Origin of the sequence: Colwellia sp., from assembly GCF_013214175.1 — a bacterium.
GTDB lineage: Bacteria > Pseudomonadota > Gammaproteobacteria > Enterobacterales > Alteromonadaceae > Colwellia.
Map to the genome: position 1 here is coordinate 127,607 of NZ_JABSPA010000001.1, position 18,788 is coordinate 146,394.

An 18,788-nucleotide genomic window follows, 5' to 3' on the forward strand; every position below is an offset into this window, starting at 1 on the left:
TTAGTTACTAACCTTTTTGGATTTATTTGGCTCGTTTAAGTTTTGAGGCTCACTAGTTGGTTTTGTTTTAGACGCATGATAAAAGCTGATACCACCAAAGGTTGACAATATATCCCCTTCGACATCTGTGCCCCGTGCTTGAAAGCGCTTTGAGTGAGCTATGGGCAATAATGGCATTTCTTCACTAATTATTGCCATGGCCTGGGCATAATAACTTTTTCTTTTACTCATATTGGTGGTTTTAAGTGCTTTTTGCAGCAGTTGGTCAAATTCTTCATTACACCAGAATGTGCGATTATTGCCATTTTCGCTGGCCGAGCAACTTAGCATTGGCGTGAAAAAGTTATCCGGCTCGGGGTTATCGGCATTCCAGCCTAATAAAAAACTTTGGTGCTCACCCAATGACAAACGGCGTAAGAAGGTACTCCACTCATAACTGACAATTTTCACTTTTACGCCTATTTTCTTTAAGTCAGCTTGAATAAGCTTTGCCATGGTAACTGCATTGGGGTTATAGGCTCTTTGCACGGGCATAGCCCATAGGTCCATAGTAAAGCCTTGTGGATAACCGGCTACTTCTAACAAAGACTTTGCCCGGACCGGATCATAACCCAGTTCAGGGGTGTTACTGTCATAAGCCCATGATGTTTTGGGCAGTATTGATTTAGCTCGGGCTGCTTGAGAGTGATAAACCGTATCAATTATTGCCTGCTTGTTAATAGCTAAGCTGATGGCTTTACGCACTAACTTATTATCAAAAGGCTGTTTTTTAGTATTAAAGCCAAAATAGCCAACATTTAACGAGGTAATCGATTCTAATAGCAAATCGCTTCTTTCAGCAATTTTTTCATGAGCTATTGGATAACTACTAACATCACATTCTTTCGCTAACAGTTTTGTTAAACGACTGGTTTTACTCGGAGAGATATCAAAAACAAGTTGTTCTATTTTAGCTTTCTCTTGCCAGTATAAATCATGACGGTAAAAGCGAATTAATGAACCAACACGGTAATCCTTTAATTTAAAAGGACCGGTACCAATAGGCTGAATATCAATTTTATGCGGCGTATTTTCAATGAATAGTTTTTCACCGTATTCAGCCGATAAGATTGACGCATAATCGGTGGCTAAATTAGCTAAAAAGGAACTGTCATTGCGTGTTAAAATAAAACGTACGGTGAAGTCGTTAATTTTCTCTACTTTCTCAACCAATTCGGAAAATTCATTACTTTGGAAGAAAGGATACTGACCACCTGATACTTGATGAAAAGCATGGCTTTTATCTAAAATTCGATTAAAACTGAATAAAACATCATCGGCATTAAATAATCTTGTCGGGGTAAAGTAACTGGTTTGATGAAAACGTACATCTTGACGTAAATAGAAGGTTATTTTTTTACCGTCACGAGTCACATGCCAGTCTTTAGCCAGTGAGGGGCCCAAAATATTATTCTGCCCTTTATAAACAATAAGGCTGTTATAAAGTTGTTTAGCAATGGCGTCAGTCGTTGTCCCTGAAGTACTCAGTTGAGGATTAAATGTTTCTGGCGAGCCTTCAGAACAATAGATAATACTGCGTTCACTTAACGAAAGTTTATTAGCCTCATTACAGCCAGTTAGCAGGCTAACAAAAGCCGAAATGAGTAAAGGAAGTGTTGGCTTAAAGCTCATCGTTGATACTGCCATCAAGCAAGTTATATTTTTTTAGGTAACCTCTTAATTGATGATACGTTAATTCCAGTGCGTCAGCTGTTTTCTTTTGATTAAACTGGCAATGTGCTAATGCTGACTGAATTAATTCTATCTCATAATCTTGTGATAACGATTTCAATGATTGTGGAAACTGTTGGCTCACTATTTTTGCCGCCGCTTTCACACTGATTGGCTTGGTTGTGGCGGCTAATTGAGCTTCATCTTGGTACTCGTTATCAGTAGTAGTGGTAATGTTGGCACTGACTTCTTTGATCCTATCCTGGGTGCGCATGCTTTGACTCGGTCTAAATGGGGACTCAAAGGGGTCAATAATAAGTTCATGAACAGGTAAGTTTGGGGTGTTACCGCGATAGACACTGCGTTCAACGACATTTTTCAATTCTCGGATATTGCCGGGCCAATGATATTCAAGCAAGCTACGTTTAGCTTTTTCAGTAAAACCACTAAATAATTCGAATTCAAGCTCACGCGCCATATTAATAGCGAAGTGCTCTGCCAGCATTAAGATGTCATCTAAACGCTCTCTCAGTGGAGGTAGGGTGATAACATCAAAAGCTAACCTATCTAATAAATCCGCTCTAAACTGGCCAGATGCAGCTAACGTTGGTAAATCTTCATTGGTTGCCGCCACTAAACGCACATCGGTAGTAATGGTTCTTGAACCGCCAACACGTTCAAACTCACCATATTCAACCACACGTAATAGTTTTTCTTGAATAAGGCCTGAGGTATTAGCAATCTCATCTAAAAAGAGCGTGCCTTTATCAGCTCGTTCAAATCGCCCTTCATGACGTTTATTGGCACCAGTGAAGGCGCCACTATCGTAACCAAATAGCTCTGTTTCAAGTAGGTTTTCATTTAAAGCCGCACAATTAAGCTTTAAATAATTTTGTTCCCAACGCTTAGAGAGGAAATGTAAACGGGCAGCGACCAGCTCTTTACCTGTACCGCGCTCACCAATAATGAGTACTGGTTTACTCAAAGGAGCAACTTGCGATATTTGCTCTAGTACTTCTAAAAAGCTATTGGATTGGCCAAGAAGATTATCTTGTTGCTTAAAACGAGACATAGTAAACTCAAATGTTGGTTTATTTCACTAACAAATAGTGTATTTTATTACTTGTGAGGTTGAAAGGCTTTTTTAAATAAATAATAATGTCTTTTAAAACAATGAGTTGTTGTTATTGTGAAAGTTGGCGCAAATAATGAATATGTTAAAAGTGTAGTTAAAGTATAAATAAGCGCTAAGTTAATGCTTAGTTCACGTAAAAGTAAAACCAGTTTGGCATAATTTAGCCATTAGTTGAGGAAGATGTTATGGGTATTTTTTCAAGATTCACAGATATTATTAACTCTAATATTAATAACTTATTAGATAAAGCCGAAGATCCAGCAAAAATGGTACGTTTGATCATTCAAGAAATGGAAGATACCTTAGTTGAAGTACGTTCTAGCTCGGCTAAAACATTAGCAGACAAAAAAGAATTAAGCCGTCAAGTGAATCGCCTTGAAAAAGACGCACAGCAATGGCAGGAAAAAGCGGTACTGGCTTTGAGTAAAGATCGTGAAGACTTAGCTCGAGCTGCTTTAATGGAAAAGAAAAAAAGTAGCGAAAGCGCGCAAGCTTTATTAGATGAGTTAACACACACTGATGAGCATATCCGCAAGTTGCAAGATGAAATTACGCAATTACAAGATAAGCTATCGGATGCCAAGGCGCGTCAAAAAGCGATTGTCATTCGAGAAAAATCTGCAAGCTCTCGTTTAAAAGTAAAAGAAAATATCCACAGTACTCGGGTTAATGATGCCTTGAATCGTTTTGACCACTATGAACGTAAGGTTGATGATATTGAAGCAGAAGTTGATTCATATGACTTAGGTGGTAAATCATTAGCCGATGAGATTGCTGAGCTTGAAACTGATGAAATGGTTGATGATGAATTAGCCCAGTTAAAAGCTAAGATGAAAAGCAAGAAAAAATAGCTTAGATCATTAACATCGCAGAAAAATTATCACTACAACATGAATAAAGCATAAACAAAACTATCGCTAGAATAGGATAAAAGGAGAAGTATTGTGGAAGAAGTTATCATGGCACCAGTCATTATATTTATGATCATTGTTGCGCCAATATGGTTGGTGTTGCATTACCGCAGTAAAAAACAAGTAAGCCAAGGGTTAAGCCAAGAAGAGTATATTCAGTTATCAGAATTGTCAGAAGTTGCCGATACCATGGCAGATAGAATACAAACACTCGAAGCGATTTTAGACGCGGAGACCCCAAACTGGAGAACCAAATTATGAATCGAAAAAGAGGTGAGTTATATCGTAACGCTGAGCAGGGCAAGATAGCAGGGGTTTGTGCTGGCATAGCAGATTATTTTGGTTGGGAAACCTGGTTGGTAAGGATCTTAGTGGTATCTGGTGTGCTTTTTGGTATGCCCTTTCTAATCTTAGGTTATATTGCCGGTTGGTTTATTCTGGATAAATCGCCAGAAAAAATCGTTAAAGGTGATCAAGGTACAAGCCGATACGCCAATAGTTCTCAACAAGGCAGGCAAGAATATGATGTCAGCAATGAGTCAATAAAGGTAAAAGCGCGAATTTGGCAGGCGGGTGAGCCGCCTAAACAGGCGCTATATGATATTGGCCGTAAGTTTCGCTCTTTAGAAAAAAAGGTACAAGCGATGGAGCAGTATGTCACGTCGGCGGAGTTTACCGTTTCAAGGGAAATTAATAAGCTGTAATAGCTTAATCATAGCCTGGTAAGAGATCAAAGCTGTCCGTTGACAGCTTTGCTATTTTAACGCTAATGTTTTTACCTTTGCCGTGACGCGCTCACTTTTCTAATGAAAAGTAATCAATAGGTGTAATTTTTTTTAAAAGCCCTTATTATCAAATGACTTCTCCAATAAAATATTAATATACAAGTTATCAATTCGTTATGGCATTCATAAGTAAATCATTTTTTAAAAAACGTGGCCTAGATAAGCTAAAGAACGATCTAAAAGGTAAGGCCAATGAATTACTTAGCCGTAGTCTCGATCAGCATGTTACTTTAGCGGTTACCGGATTAAGCCGTAGCGGAAAAACGGCATTTATTACTTCATTGGTGAATCAATTAATTAATGAAGGTAATGGCACTAAGCTTAGTTTTTTTGACCCTGTGCACAATGGTAATTTTATTGCGGCGAAAAGGGTACCGCAAAAGCACTTCCATGTACCAAGGTTTGATTATGATGCCGCCATGTCTGCCTTAACAGCAGAGCCGGCAATTTGGCCAGAGCCAACACATGGTATCAGTGAATTACGCTTGGCTATTCGTTATCAACCGAAAAATTCAATACTTAAATATGCCACTGATATGGCTACATTGACCTTAGATATTACCGATTACCCAGGTGAGTGGTTACTTGATTTACCTATGCTTAAACAAACGTATCAAGAGTGGTCGCAGCAAACACATGATTTAATGATGTGTGAGCCAAGGGCTAAATACAGTGAAATGTTTCTGACTAAACTGGCCACAATCGACCCTTTTGCCAGTGCTAGTGAAGAGCTGTTAGCAGAGCTAGCACAGGAATATACTGCGCTTTTACATACTTTTCGCTATGAATTAGGTTTATCTGTTATCCAACCCGGGCGTTTTATATTGCCAGGTGAATTGGCTGGCGCGCCAATCTTAGAGTTTTTCCCTTTTCCGGCGATAGAAAAACTTGATGCTAATGATTATCAAAATGCGCCAGATGACAGTTTAGTTGGGATGTTACGCGCGCGTTATCTGGAATATAAAGAGCAAGTGGTGCGTAAATTTTATCAACAACACTTCCTGCGTTTTGATCGACAAATTGTACTGGCAGATTGTTTAACGCCCTTGAACAAAGGCAAAGAAAGTTTTGCCGATCTAGAGCTCGCCATGTCAATGATTCTTCAAAGTTATAGCTATGGTAAGTCAGGACTGTTTTCTCGGTTATTCTCGCCTAAAATTGACAAACTACTGTTTTGCGCGACCAAAGCTGACCATGTTACTCCTGAGCAACATGCCCCTATGGTGGCGTTATTAAATCAATTGATTCATCAAAATAAACAACATTTGAATTATGAAGCTGTACAGATTAAGACCTTAGCAATAGCTTCTGTTAAGTCGACTAATTCCGGTGTTAGTAAATATAAAGGAGCAGATGTTCCTGTTATCCAAGGACAACGATTAGTTCAGGCTAAGGGTAAAGAGTCAGCCGAAGTGTTTGGCCAAAAAATAACGCTATTTCCTGGCGCGGTTCCCAGTCAGTTACCCAAAGACGATTATTGGCAATCGAACCGTTTCGATTTTATAGCGTTTGCGCCATTACCAGGTCTCAACAAACAGCAATGTTTACCCCATGTGCGCATGGATCAAGTGTTACAGTTTTTACTGGCAGATAAAATGATATAACCAATGAAAGTAATAAAGCTAAGGTGATTATTGGCTATGTAAGTCATTCAATTTAATTGCTCTTACTTCACTAAGTTGAGCGCAGAAAACATCAATATTGACCCCCGTGGATTCATGAAACAAGGGTTACCATTTTTACTCGCAGGTAAAAGATATGACTAAGACAGGCAACAAAGACAAACAAGACAACGATAATTTACAGCAGCAAATACTTTTTAGCGAAAGTGATACCTTTGTCGGGCAAGGCGAGGGTCAAAATAAAGACGCGAATATTCATGTAACCGAGCAGCTTCTTTTTACCAATGATGACTATTTACCCTTAGCTGTTAATGAAGATGGCCTTGATGAAATGAGATTGTCAGAGCTGGATGCCGAGCAGTTACACCAAGGTGTGACAGATGTTAATAGCGGTAAATACTCATGGTTATGGCGGGTGATCACGGTATTGTTTGTCACATTACTCGCCATTGAGGCGGTTAACTTCTTTGTTGCTGGTTTTGAAAGTTCTCCGATCATTACTAGCCTTTATGCGCTGTTATTAACCTCATTGAGCTTAGTGGCAGGTAATGCTTTATGGCATGAATTTATTGGTCTTAAGCAGTTCAAAAGTCGGCAGAGAATGAAACAGCAGGCAAAGGAGCTGTTATTAATAGATGCTGAGCAATTAACTGAGTCTTCTAATCAACGTGGTAAAGATTTTTGTGACCATATTAGCGAAAATCTGCCTTGCGACTTGGTGTTTGATAGCCCGAAAGAGCAGCAAGACTGGCATGATGCTTATGTCGGAGATCATAGCTCGAGTGAATTAGTTCAGCTTTATTCGCGTGTGGTGTTAGCTAAAGTGGATGATAAAGCGCTTAATGAAGTGGCCAAATTCTCTACCGAAGCAGTGGTTTTAGTTGCCTTAAGCCCGGTAGCGCTGATAGATATGTTAATAATGTTATCGCGCAATTTACGCATGATAAATAAAATAGCAGGGCTTTATGGTTTAAAGCTGGGCTACTGGAGTCGAATAAAGTTAATAAAACAAGTGTTTGTTAATATGGCTTATGCTGGCGCGAGTGAGTTAGTGGCAGATCTTGGTAGTGATATGCTTGGCGCTGAATTAATGGGTAAGCTATCTGCTCGGTTCGCCCAAGGCCTTGGCGCGGGTATGTTAACCGCGAGGTTAGGCGCTAAAACCATGGAGCTATGTCGACCTATTCCTTTCGAAGAAAAGCCTAAATTAACCCAGGTACGTAAGAAGGTCGCTCAACAAATTAAATCTTTAATCAGTCCTGGTAAACATTCATAGCCAGAGATGCTGGGCTGTATTTCTTCCTGTAACCTTTCATGTACAGTAAATCTCTTTGGTTGTTTTTTAACCGTTTCGTGTTGCTTTATTTTATCTACGTTGATGTCATAAGATGAATGCACTAAACAATAAAAATAATTACTTTGAAGTTAATGTTAGTTCCGTCGTTAGTTACAACGTTAAGTTCAAGGTTAAAAATTATTACGTTAAAAAACGATAACAACGTCGCTTAAGATGAAAGGTTAATACTATGGCAAAAGGCACTAAGTATATTTCAAAAGTACCTGATGAACAGGGCTTTATAGCATGGTCAGCTGAAGAAAACTCTATTTGGCAGGAGCTATTCGCTCGTCAATTAGCATGTATCAAAGATAAAGCTTGTGATGAATATCATGATGGCTTAGCAAAATTAAACTTGCCAACGGATCGCATCCCGCAACTTGATGATGTCAGTCAGGTGTTAAAGGCAACAACAGGTTGGCAATGCTATCCAGTACCCGCTTTAATCGGTTTTGGTGAGTTTTTTAGACTACTATCGGAAAAGAAATTTCCTGTCGCTACCTTTATTCGTAGTCGTGAAGAAATGGACTATTTACAAGAACCGGATATTTTTCATGAAATATTCGGTCATTGCCCGCTACTAACCAATCCCTCTTTTGCCAACTACACCGAAGCCTTTGGAAAAATGGGCTTAAACGCGAGTAAAGAGCAGCGGGTGTTTTTAGCTCGCCTATACTGGTTTACTATTGAGTTTGGTTTGCTCGATACGCCAAAAGGCTTACGTATTTATGGTGGTGGTGTACTGTCTTCTCCAGGAGAAACAGATTACGCCATGAACAGTACCGAAGTGGAACGTCAGCCTTTTAATATTTTAGATGTTTTAAGAACGCCTTATCGAATAGATATAATGCAACCTATATATTACATGTTAACCAAGGTATCTGATTTAGATGAAATTCGAAAATTTGAAATTGAAGATATTATGGAGCTAGTTGCCAAAGCACAGATGTTAGGGTTACACCAGGCCAAATTCCCGACCAAACAAGCTAGTTAATACTTTGCTCAATAAACCGTTAAAGCATGAGTCAGCAGCTTTAAATCATGGTTAAAAAATTTAGTAAATAGCTATAAAAATAACTATAAAAACAACTATTAAAATCATTAAGGATAAATAATGACTGCACCATCAAGCAAAAAATTAGTGAGCCAATTATGTGAAGCTTGTCACGTCGATGCACCTAAGGTAAGCGATGAAGAGCTTAAAGAGCTTATAGCATTAATTCCTGATTGGGTGCCACAAGTACGTGATAATGTCATGATGCTCGAGCGTGAATACAAGTTTAAAAACTATAAGTTAGCCTGGGCCTTTGCCAATAAAGTGTCGGAACTTGCCGAAAGTGAGTTTCATCATCCCGCTATTTTACTTGAATGGGGTAAGGTAAAAGTTACTTGGTGGACACACGCTATTGGTGGCTTACATAAAAATGACTTTATCTGCGCAGCTAAAACGGATGAATTAGGCGAATAATTAATTTCCCCTATAGTCTTGTCTAATAAGTTACAGAGCTCGTTTGATTTTTTATAAAAATTATGAATATAGCAAAATAAAGTACTGACATTTATCAAAACCCAACTTGATAAATGTTGTGCTTTATTATCGTAAAAATTAGTTTACAATAGCCCTTTTGTTCATTCTAGATTAAGGGCTTGTGAAATGCGTTTGGAAATTACTTGTCATGACCGTGTTGGCATGGGAGAAAAAGTATTAGGTATATTTGTCGAGCACGGCATTAATGTACGTGGTATTGAATTGATGCAACCAGGGCGTATTTTTATTAATATTCCTGATTTAGATTTCTCTGATTTACAAACATTTATGCCGCAATTACGCTTGATTGAGGGCGTAGGTGACGTAAAAACAGCACCTTACATGCCATCTGAGCGTGAAAGAAATGAACTTGCTACCTTAATAAAAACCTTCCCTGATCCTTTTATTTCAATCGATAGAAAAGGCAATATTCGTATTGTTAACACCATAGTCTCAAATATTATTGGTGAAGAAGAAGGCGCCCTTGTTGGGCAACATATTAGCTTGTGGTTGAAAGGTTTTAATTTTAATCGCTGGTTAGATGCTAAGGATGTATTGGCGCAAACCCGACGTTTGAAATTCCAAGGTGACGATTTTGTTGCTGATATTATGCCAATTCATGTTGCCGGTGAGGAAGACAGCCGTGTACTTGCTGGTGCGGTATTAATATTAAAATCTGAAGCTCGTCTTGGTCAACAAATGAATGCCTTTAAACAGCCTAATGAGAATACTTTCTCAGGCATTCAGGCAACTTCAAGTGCTATGCGAAAAGTGATTCGTGAAGCTAAGCGCATGTCGTCACTGGACTCTTCCATTTTAATCATGGGTGAAACCGGTACCGGTAAAGAGTTACTTGCTCGGGCTTGTCATGGTGCCAGTGAACGTGCCGAAAATGCTTTTATGACTTTAAACTGTGCGGCTTTACCCGATGATGTCGCCGAGTCTGAATTATTTGGTGTTGGTGAAAAAGATCAAGAGCAGAGTAAACGTGGCATCTTTGAATTGGCTGATGGTGGTACTGTTTTTCTTGACGAAATAGGCGAGATGTCAGCTAAATTGCAAAGTAAGTTATTACGGGTAATACAAAATGGTAGCTTTAGGCGTGTCGATTCAGAGCAAGAAGTCACCGTTAATGTACGCATCATTAGCTCGACCAATAAAGATTTATTAAACCTTGTCTCCATAGGGGAGTTTAGAGAAGATCTTTATTACCGTTTGAACGTTTTTGGCCTTACATTACCAGCGCTAAGAGAGCGACGTAGTGATATTTTACCACTAGCAGAGTTTTTCATCATTAAAGCCGCCCATCAAATTGGCCGTACTCACCTGAAAGTTAGCGATGATTGTCGTGACTTTATTGAACATTACCCATGGCCGGGGAATATACGTCAATTAGAAAATGTGCTTACCCGTGCCGCTTCATTACTTGAGGGTGATGAAATTGAAACCAGTCACTTAGCATTACCGGCTTATACTCGCGAGCATGGTTATTTAGAGCAAGAGTTTGAAGGCACATTAGATGCTGCGGTTAAAAACTTTGAAGCAGACCTATTGCGAAAATTGTATCCCGCTTATCCAAGTACCAGACAACTGGCTAGAAAGCTTGGCCTTAGCCATACAGCGATTGCCAATAAGTTACGTGAATACGATATTAATAAAAAAACAGTTAAAATTTAGTTGAAGTAATGGTCCTGAACATAAAGGCGTGTATTTTAAGGCTAATATCAGTGTAATAATTGCCGTAAAGAAATTATTCCGTACTGTTAGTTAATAAGCTGACGCTATAACTTGGTTGTCAGTGAAAAAATTCGTACCATACTTTTATACATTAACTGTATCGAGAAATATTATATACCCGTTCCACTTGAAGTTGCATGATTCAGCTGGAATTAGAAACGCCTTAGGCAAGGCATTGATTGAAGAGAATGATTACTCCTTGTCAAAATCAATAACGAAGCATAAATCGTTTCTAAACCAGCCCTTGGGGAAGGCTGAGCAAATAAGACTCTGCGTTACATTTCTTTTTAAGGGAATAATCCTTAATAAAAAAATGTGTCTTGATTATGAGTCGCTCAAACTTCCTGAAACGAGCACCTTCAAGTGGAACGGGTATAGTTATAATTAAATATAATTAAAAGGTTTAACAATGAAATTAGCAACACTTAAAAATAATACCCGCGATGGTCAACTTGTTGTTGTTAGCCGCACACTTGATAAAGCTGTTGTGGTTAGTGATATTGCTGCTACGTTACAAGCTGCACTTGATAACTGGAGTGAGATTTCACCAAAATTAGCTGAAGTTTATCAAGCGCTAAACAACAATGAAATAACAGACACGCTAGTTTTTGAACAAGCACAATGTGAGTCACCTTTACCTCGTGCTTATCAATGGGCTGATGCGAGTGCATACGTAAACCATGTTGAATTAGTACGTAAAGCGCGTAATGCTGAAATGCCGGCAACATTTTGGACAGATCCTTTGATGTATCAAGGTGGCTCAGATGCCTTTATTGGTCCTCGCGATGATATAGCAGTTGCCAGTGAAGAATTTGGTATTGATTTTGAGTCAGAAGTTGCGGTGATCACAGATGATGTTCCTATGGGCGCAACACCTGAGCAAGCAGCAAGTCATATAAAGTTATTAATGTTAGTCAATGATGTCTCTTTACGTAATCTTATTCCAGGTGAATTAGCTAAAGGTTTTGGTTTTTTCCAAGCTAAACCTTCAAGTGCATTTTCACCGATTGCGGTAACGCCTGATGAATTAGGTAATGCATGGGATGGTAAAAAATTACACTTACCGTTAACTACCCATTTAAATAAAGAGCTATTTGGTCAACCAAACTGTGGTGTCGACATGACTTTTGACTTCCCCACAATAGTTGCTCATGCAGCGAAAACTCGTCCATTGTCTGCGGGCTGTGTTATAGGCTCGGGTACTATTTCAAACTACGACCGCTCAGCTGGCTCAAGCTGTTTAGCTGAGATTCGTATGTTAGAAACAATTGCTGATGGTAAACCATCTACGCCATTTATGAGCTTTGGTGATACCGTGCGCATTGAAATGTTTGATAGTGAAGGTGCAAGTATCTTTGGTGCTATTGACCAAAAGGTTGTTGAATATAAAGCACAGTAGATAATTATAGCCAAACTAGGTGAATCGCTCAGGTGTACTGAAACACGCGTTCTCATGTGACTTGGCTATATGAGCTGAAATCAGCTTTTTAAATAAATTATAAGTAAATGCTAATTATCCGCACTAATGCTAACTAGACTAGTTAACTTGGTCAGGTAATTGGCATTTTTTTTAAGAAAAATAACTCAGTTAAGGAATACTATGAAACTTTATGGCTACTGGCGCTCTACGGCGGCTTATCGTGTCCGCATTGCACTGCATTTAAAGGAAATAACCTTTGAGTCTATTTCCGTACATCTGGTTAAAAATGGCGGGGAGCAACATGCTAATGATTATAGTGAACTCAACCCAAATCATTTAGTGCCTACTTTAGTTGATGGCGATTTTTCGTTAAACCAATCATTAGCCATTATTGATTATCTCGAGCAAAGTCATCCAAAACAAGCGTTATACCCTAGTGATGGAAAAGGAAGAGCCAAAGTTCATGCGTTAGCTTTAGATATAGCCTGTGAGGTCCATCCTCTTAATAATTTACGAGTACAACAGTACTTGTCCGGTTCACTCAATATCACTGGTGAGGCGAAACAGTTATGGCTTGAACATTGGATGACTATAGGTTTTACCGCCATAGAAATACAATTAAATGACAGTGCAGGGCAGTATTGCTTTGCCGATTCGGTGAGTGTGGCTGATATTTGCTTAGTCGCACAAGTGTATAACGCCCATCGATTTAATGTTGATATGAGTGCCTATCCCATAATCAATCAAGTGGTTGCAAACTGTAATAAGTTACCCGCTTTTATCAAAGCTTTACCTGAAAATCAGGCCGATGCGCAATAGGCTAATTTAATCGTGTTAGCCATTGAATAATATTACTTATTAAATAAGCCACTACATGACAGAGGCTTATTTTTATGTGATTTATATTTGAAAACAAAAAATAACATAAAAATCTAAGAAAAAACGCATTGATGGTTGCATCACGAGGCAAAAAGCGTTGCAATAATGTTTACTTAGCATTAACTAAAGATAATTTGGATAGCCATGGAAAACGTAGAACCAACACAGCTAAAAGAGCAGGGCGAAAGTAAAAAAAATTCAGGTCCGCTTATTATATTTATAGTTACTCTCGTTTTAGTGGCAGTCGCTTTATGGCAGTTTTCAGCGGGGGAAATCGAAAAACGTGCTATGGACTCAAGTGAATTGTTAAAACAAGAGCCTGTAGCAGAGGCTAGTCAGCCAATGCAATCCGTGGAAGAAATTAAGCATGCTATTGAGTTATCTGAAGCCTTAGCACCTATTAGTGATGTGGTAGAGCCAATTGCCGAAAAAATTGTTATCGAGCAGGTCATTGCGGTGTCATTACCACCATTGGATGAGAGTGATGCTTGGGTGCAAGGAAAGTTACCTGAGCTAACATGGCGTAATGAGTTATTATCACTGTTGATTACTGAGGATATTATTCGCCGCTTTGTAGTTTTTACTGATAATTTTGCTCAGGGCTTACTGGCTTACGATCATAGCCCCTTTATTCAACCTAAAGTGAAGTTCTCTATTGATGAGCAATTGCCGAATGTTGATGGCCAGCAAAACGTTTGGCAGTGGGACAGCGAAACAAGTAAACGCTTTGACTTATATGTCGATTTATTACGTTCAGTGGATAGTACTATGCTAGTTAAATGGTATGTTGATCTTAAACCGCTAATTGATGAGGCATATAGTGAGTTAGGCTATGAAGATGACTTCACTTATACCCTGCAAGATGCCATAACACGAGTGCTAGATATGGAACTACCTAAGTCAGCGATGAATGTTACGCGTACCAGTGTTATGTATAAGTATGACGACCCTCAACTCGAAGCTTTAGATGATAGTGACAAACTGTTATTACGTATTGGTAAAGAAAATTTATTAATCATTAAATCTGTATTATTAGATATCAATGAAAAGCTGGTTAAATAAGCTAATAAGTAAGTTTTACTAACTATTTTCCATATAGAGATTAAAAAGCAAGCAGTTGGTAATGTTTTACCAACTTATGCTTGCATATCTAACGATGTTTAGCGATAATTCGCGCCGCTTTAAGACGTTATTTTTAAAGCCTCTATGGTGACCCTTTCGGTCCCCTCGCAATGATACTCTGTGAACTCGGCCAGGTCCGGAAGGAAGCAACCGCAGCAGACGACTCATGTGCCGAGGTGTGGCTGGTTGGGTCGCCACCCAACCTCTCTATATTGCTATTAAATCACTTAATTCACATGCATAAATTCTAGTGCATCAGCGATAGCTTTTTTTACTTTTGATTCCATCTCGAAACGCTCTGATGGCGGTAAATAAAAAGCCATATCAACTTCATGGCGAATATAACGTGTTGGCAATTGATTTAATACCACACAGGTTAAGTCTGCAATAAAATCTACCTCATACTTATCATCAAATCTTGCTTTAACAAAGTGTTGTACAACTAACTTTTCATAATAGTTGTGAATGTCATCTGAAATTTTCATAAAACCCCTTTATATTTTGCAGTAAATAGAACTTACATAAAGAGTAACCTTAGTTAAAACAAAATGCGAATATATAAGCTTAAGCTTTGATTGCTATCTTAGGCTTTTCTTTTCAGCAAGTTTGATTTTTTGTTCTATGGCTGAAATAGCCTTTCGACAACGTCCAAGGCGTTGGTGTAAAGCAAGGACTTCCTGTGAAAGCTTGTCAATATTACTCGCTCTACTTCTCATACGCTGTTGCTCTCGCTCACTAATCATTTCCATTAGCCTTCTTTCGAACTCATGATGTTCGATCAGTTGCTGATGCAGTTGATGACTTGAAAGGAGGACATTCTTTGCTATTTTATTGTAAATATCATTTTGCTGTAATTGCTTTACTTGAGCCGATTTTACCCGAACTTTCTTCCTAGCGTCAAAACTAACTTGGGCAGCTTGATGCATTGTTTGGTTTGCCTGTATCGCCTTCATTAAAGCCGAAATTTGCTCTTCTATGCGTTTTAATGATGACAGCGCAAACTCTGCTTTATTAATATTGTTAGCACTTGAATTGTACAGTCGAGAAAATTCGTTTAAGCGTTTGGTAACTTCTTTAGTGTAAGGCGAAAATTTATCGCTCTCAGTGCTAAAGAGATGTTTAGAGAATAGGTTGTTATTTTCAATAAGGTAATGGGATTTGTTTTTAGCGTTTAACTGGTCAATTTTCTTAGCCTGGCCAGATAAATGTTCAAGTAGCGTTGATAAACGCTGAATAGCTATTTGTTGTCGGTTGTTGTTCATATATTGAGCAGGTATGTTATATGGAACCTAATTATAACGTAGTTGATGATAAAGCTAAAACAGTATCTAGGGCTTAAGTAAATAGCTAAATGTGGCCTAGTTTTAAAATTCCCATAAAGTAAAAGGTACTATTTTGTAATCATAAATTTACAAAGGTGATATTTATGTTTCTAACCAATTGAAATAATTGGTTTTATATTTTAATTGGCTGTGGCGGACATTTGATTTATGAAAGTAAGTTGCTAGATGGTAAATATTTAACTTGTTGTTAATAATAGGAGTTTTTACTTTGTTACAGAAATGTAAGTATAATTATAGTGTTTTTTTACAATATCTTTTCAAATTTATTTATTGTGATGTTTTTCATGTGTCGCGTCTTGTTTTTATCTTTTAAAACAGTATGTTGCAATCGTTCTTGGTTGGCTCTATCTTGGGGTGATAATGTGTGTAAATGTATCCATATGTATGAAAGATTGTCATTTGATTACAATTGGTGTTGACGGTTCCGGTAATTCCCGTTTACTATCTTAACCGACAGATCAGGTCATACGACTTGATAAAGATTAACGAAGCAGCATAGCTTTGAGTCTTTTTAAAATAAAAACAAACAAATAAACAACCAAATCACCTATGTGATCCAGGGAGTAAACATGTATAACAATAGTAAAGTAGCTAAAGCCATCCGTTTAGCGATGATGTTTGGTGCCGGCGCTGCCGCAGCAATTTCTGCTCCAGCTTTTGCCGCTGATGAAGGCGCTGAAGAAGTAGAAAAAATTGAAGTGACAGGTTCACGTATCAAACAAGTTGACCTTGAAAATAGCTCACCAGTAACTGTAATTACTGCTGCCGACATTAGCCTTTCAGGCTCTCCTACAGTTGCTGACGTTTTAAATAACTTATCAGCTAACGCATTTGGTTCTTGGACCGGTGTTTCAGGTTATGGTGCAGGTGCTGCAGCTTCTTCAAGTATTAATTTACGTGGTTTAGGTTCTGATGCTACTTTAGTATTATTAGACGGCCGTCGTATGCCAGGTACAAGTTCTTCATCAGGCTCTTCAGCTGATACTTCTCTGATTCCAATGTCAATTGTTGAACGTATTGAGATTTTACGTGACGGTGCTTCTGCTGTATATGGTTCTGCGGCTGTTGCCGGTGTAATCAACATCATCACTAAGAAAGATTTCGACGGTGTTCATGCTAAATATGAATTTTCATCTCCTAAGATTGACGGTGGCGAAAGTCAATCATTTACACTGACTACAGGTTTTACTTCTGATAAAGGTAATATCGTCTTTACCTATGAACATTCTGAATCTGATGCAGTTTATGATCGTGATTTATGGCCTGTATACGATGCTGACGTATACAGTGGTTACAGTTCATATAGCCCAGTAACTAACTACTTTAGCGACGCTGTAGGCGATGATGATTGGAAGTCTAACTCTGCACTTTGTGCGGATGCTCCTGATGTTGTAGATACTACTGATGGCGCGAATAACGGTCGTTGTAAATATAATTACGGCGCTGTAACAAAGTTCTACCCAGATAATGAAAAAAATTCAATATTCACTCAGTTCAGTTATGAAATGACAGATGATATCAATTTTGTTGGTCGTGCAATGGCAAGTATCAACGAAACGGATTCGCGTTATGCTGCTACTCCAGTATCTACTGCTCCTATTTACATGCAATCAGATAACCCAATGTTCCCTACCGGTGATACGGGTACAAAAGTACGTTTGTATACACGTGCTGCACCTATCGGCGCTCGCGATACTAAAACAGAAGTTGTTACTTCTGACGTAGTATTTGGTTTTGAAGGTGCTGCTGATATTGGTTTAGGTCTTGATTGGGAAGTTAATTATCAAAATAGCCTATCAATTACTAACAGCTTTGGTCAGAACTTAGTTAACGATGTTGCTTTTCAAGCACAGGTAGATTCTGGTAACTACGATATATTTAATAATGCTGGCAAAAGTTTTGATGCTTGGAATGCTGACATGAAAGATATGTACCAGGAAGCTAACCATACAGGAACTTACCAAGGCCGTTATGCAAGTCAACAAATTGATGGTTTAGTTTCTACAACATTCATCGATGAAGGTGATTTCATACTAGCTGGTGTTGTTGGTGTTGAGTACGAAAAAATAGATTTTTCTCAAAAGAGTGATCCTGAATCGGCAAACGGTTTTGTTTCTGGTGGCTCTGGTGGCGATGATGTTGACGCTACTCGTGACCGTACTGCTGCATATGTAGAAATTCAAATGGCTTTACCAATGAATTTTGACATAAGCTTAGCGGGTCGTTACGAGAAATATGAACAAGAAGGTGACGTTGGCCGTGGTATTTCAAAGTCAACTTTCGATAAGGTTGTGCCAAAAATTGGTTTAACTTGGAGACCAATGGAAGACTTATTATTACGTTCATCATGGGGACAATCGTTCAGAGCACCTAATATGGGTGAAATGTTCCAATCAGATGCTTTAAGTTTCCCTACTGTTCGTGATACAGCTTGGTGTGATGCTAACCCTGGTCAAGATGAGTCAGGTTACTGTTCTAATGCTGGTGAGCAAGTTGCAACTTGGTTTGGTGGTAATGAAAACTTAACCGAAGAAACAGGTGATTCTGTTACTATTGGTGGTGTTTGGGATGTACTTGATAACTTATCTGTAGAAGTTACTTATTACGCAATTAACTACGATAATAAGATTGATAGTGTTTCTAACAGTGAAATTTTGCGTATAGAGCAAGAAAACGGCGGATTAGGCCAATACCCTTCTAATATTAACCGTGGTTCTAGCGGCGTTGGCAAAATTGAAGACATGAAAACGACTTATATCAACAAGTCTTCATTGTCTACAGACGGTTTAGATTTCGCATTACGTTACACACATGAAACTTCATTTGGTGATTTCGCTGCTACTTTGAATGCATCATATGTAATGTCATTTGAAGAAAAAGCAGAGGCAGACTCAAAGCCATTTGATTCAGCTGGTTTACAAGACTTCCCAGATTTAAAGAGTGACTTAACAATTGGTTATTCTTATGAAGACTTTACTGCTACTTGGACTACTTTCTATGTTGCTGCTCAAGATTCAGGTAACGAAGAGTGGGAAGTTGATTACTTAGCTGATATCCCTACTTATGTTAAACATAACCTTCAGGTTGCTTATACAGCACCAACTAGAACGCGTTTAACACTTGGTGTCAATAACTTAACTGATGAAGAAGCTCCTTCACAATACCTTGGTTTCCGTGACTATCGTGATGTAAGTTGGTCTTTATATGACCTAACTGGTCGTACTGTTTACTTTAGAATTGAACAATCTTTCTAATATCCA

At 38.5% G+C, this 18,788-nt stretch carries 16 protein-coding genes and 1 other RNA gene; 13 read left to right on the plus strand and 4 right to left on the minus strand.

Translation table 11 applies throughout. From position 1 onward, the window contains the following. Positions 1–1,686 carry an ABC transporter substrate-binding protein gene (locus HRT55_RS00545; RefSeq protein ID WP_291618021.1) on the minus strand — a complete coding sequence of 562 codons (1,686 nt, stop codon included), beginning with the start codon at positions 1,684–1,686 and terminating at the stop codon, positions 1–3. Continuing rightward, on the minus strand, positions 1,661–2,782 hold the full coding sequence (gene pspF / locus HRT55_RS00550) for a phage shock protein operon transcriptional activator (protein WP_291618022.1): 1,122 nt from the start codon (positions 2,780–2,782) through the stop codon (positions 1,661–1,663). Before pspF ends, HRT55_RS00545 begins: the two co-directional genes overlap by 26 nt. A 248-nt stretch (positions 2,783–3,030) precedes the next feature. On the opposite strand from pspF, the gene pspA reads away from it, so the two are divergent. The 12 genes from pspA to ffs all read left to right on the plus strand — a co-directional run bounded on the left by pspA (position 3,031) and on the right by ffs (position 14,376). After that, complete coding sequence (gene pspA / locus HRT55_RS00555; protein ID WP_291618024.1) at positions 3,031–3,696, plus strand: phage shock protein PspA; 666 nt, start codon at positions 3,031–3,033, stop codon at positions 3,694–3,696. A gap of 108 nt (positions 3,697–3,804) precedes the next feature. Then, a complete protein-coding gene (pspB, locus tag HRT55_RS00560; RefSeq protein ID WP_291618787.1) occupies positions 3,805–4,017 on the plus strand; it encodes an envelope stress response membrane protein PspB in 213 nt (70 codons plus the stop codon). Further along, positions 4,014–4,460, plus strand: coding sequence for an envelope stress response membrane protein PspC (gene pspC / locus HRT55_RS00565; protein WP_291610271.1), 447 nt, complete (start codon positions 4,014–4,016; stop codon positions 4,458–4,460). The genes pspB and pspC overlap by 4 nt, the downstream gene beginning before the upstream one ends. A 197-nt stretch (positions 4,461–4,657) precedes the next feature. Further along, positions 4,658–6,145, plus strand: coding sequence for a YcjX family protein (locus tag HRT55_RS00570; protein ID WP_291618026.1), 1,488 nt, complete (start codon positions 4,658–4,660; stop codon positions 6,143–6,145). A 154-nt stretch (positions 6,146–6,299) separates the two neighbouring features. Continuing rightward, positions 6,300–7,439 (plus strand): YcjF family protein, encoded by a 1,140-nt coding sequence (locus tag HRT55_RS00575; RefSeq protein WP_291618028.1) that lies wholly within the window; start codon positions 6,300–6,302, stop codon positions 7,437–7,439. A gap of 250 nt (positions 7,440–7,689) precedes the next feature. Continuing rightward, on the plus strand, positions 7,690–8,493 hold the full coding sequence (gene phhA, locus HRT55_RS00580) for a phenylalanine 4-monooxygenase (RefSeq protein WP_291618029.1): 804 nt from the start codon (positions 7,690–7,692) through the stop codon (positions 8,491–8,493). A gap of 120 nt (positions 8,494–8,613) precedes the next feature. After that, positions 8,614–8,967, plus strand: a complete 354-nt coding sequence (locus HRT55_RS00585; protein WP_291618032.1) for a 4a-hydroxytetrahydrobiopterin dehydratase — start codon at positions 8,614–8,616, stop codon at positions 8,965–8,967. Positions 8,968–9,153: 186 nt separating this feature from the next. Beyond that, positions 9,154–10,704, plus strand: coding sequence for a transcriptional regulator TyrR (tyrR, locus tag HRT55_RS00590; protein ID WP_291618033.1), 1,551 nt, complete (start codon positions 9,154–9,156; stop codon positions 10,702–10,704). A 469-nt stretch (positions 10,705–11,173) separates the two neighbouring features. Beyond that, positions 11,174–12,163 carry a fumarylacetoacetate hydrolase family protein gene (locus HRT55_RS00595; protein WP_291618035.1) on the plus strand — a complete coding sequence of 330 codons (990 nt, stop codon included), beginning with the start codon at positions 11,174–11,176 and terminating at the stop codon, positions 12,161–12,163. A 201-nt stretch (positions 12,164–12,364) separates the two neighbouring features. Further along, positions 12,365–13,003 (plus strand): maleylacetoacetate isomerase, encoded by a 639-nt coding sequence (gene maiA, locus HRT55_RS00600; protein ID WP_291618037.1) that lies wholly within the window; start codon positions 12,365–12,367, stop codon positions 13,001–13,003. Positions 13,004–13,207: 204 nt separating this feature from the next. Continuing rightward, on the plus strand, positions 13,208–14,125 hold the full coding sequence (locus HRT55_RS00605) for a DUF3014 domain-containing protein (RefSeq protein ID WP_291618039.1): 918 nt from the start codon (positions 13,208–13,210) through the stop codon (positions 14,123–14,125). A 154-nt stretch (positions 14,126–14,279) separates the two neighbouring features. Next, positions 14,280–14,376, plus strand: an RNA gene (ffs, locus tag HRT55_RS00610) — signal recognition particle sRNA small type. A 36-nt stretch (positions 14,377–14,412) separates the two neighbouring features. Here the strand turns inward: ffs and HRT55_RS00615 are convergent. Together HRT55_RS00615 and priC are read right to left on the minus strand one after the other, a co-directional pair. Then, entirely contained in the window at positions 14,413–14,670 is a 258-nt protein-coding gene (locus tag HRT55_RS00615) for a late competence development ComFB family protein (RefSeq protein WP_291618041.1), read from the minus strand. A 93-nt stretch (positions 14,671–14,763) separates the two neighbouring features. Continuing rightward, complete coding sequence (gene priC, locus HRT55_RS00620) at positions 14,764–15,447, minus strand: primosomal replication protein PriC (protein WP_291618043.1); 684 nt, start codon at positions 15,445–15,447, stop codon at positions 14,764–14,766. Positions 15,448–16,097: 650 nt separating this feature from the next. Here priC and HRT55_RS00625 point away from each other — a divergent pair. Further along, a complete protein-coding gene (locus tag HRT55_RS00625; protein WP_291618046.1) occupies positions 16,098–18,782 on the plus strand; it encodes a TonB-dependent receptor in 2,685 nt (894 codons plus the stop codon). Positions 18,783–18,788: the final 6 nt, after the last annotated feature.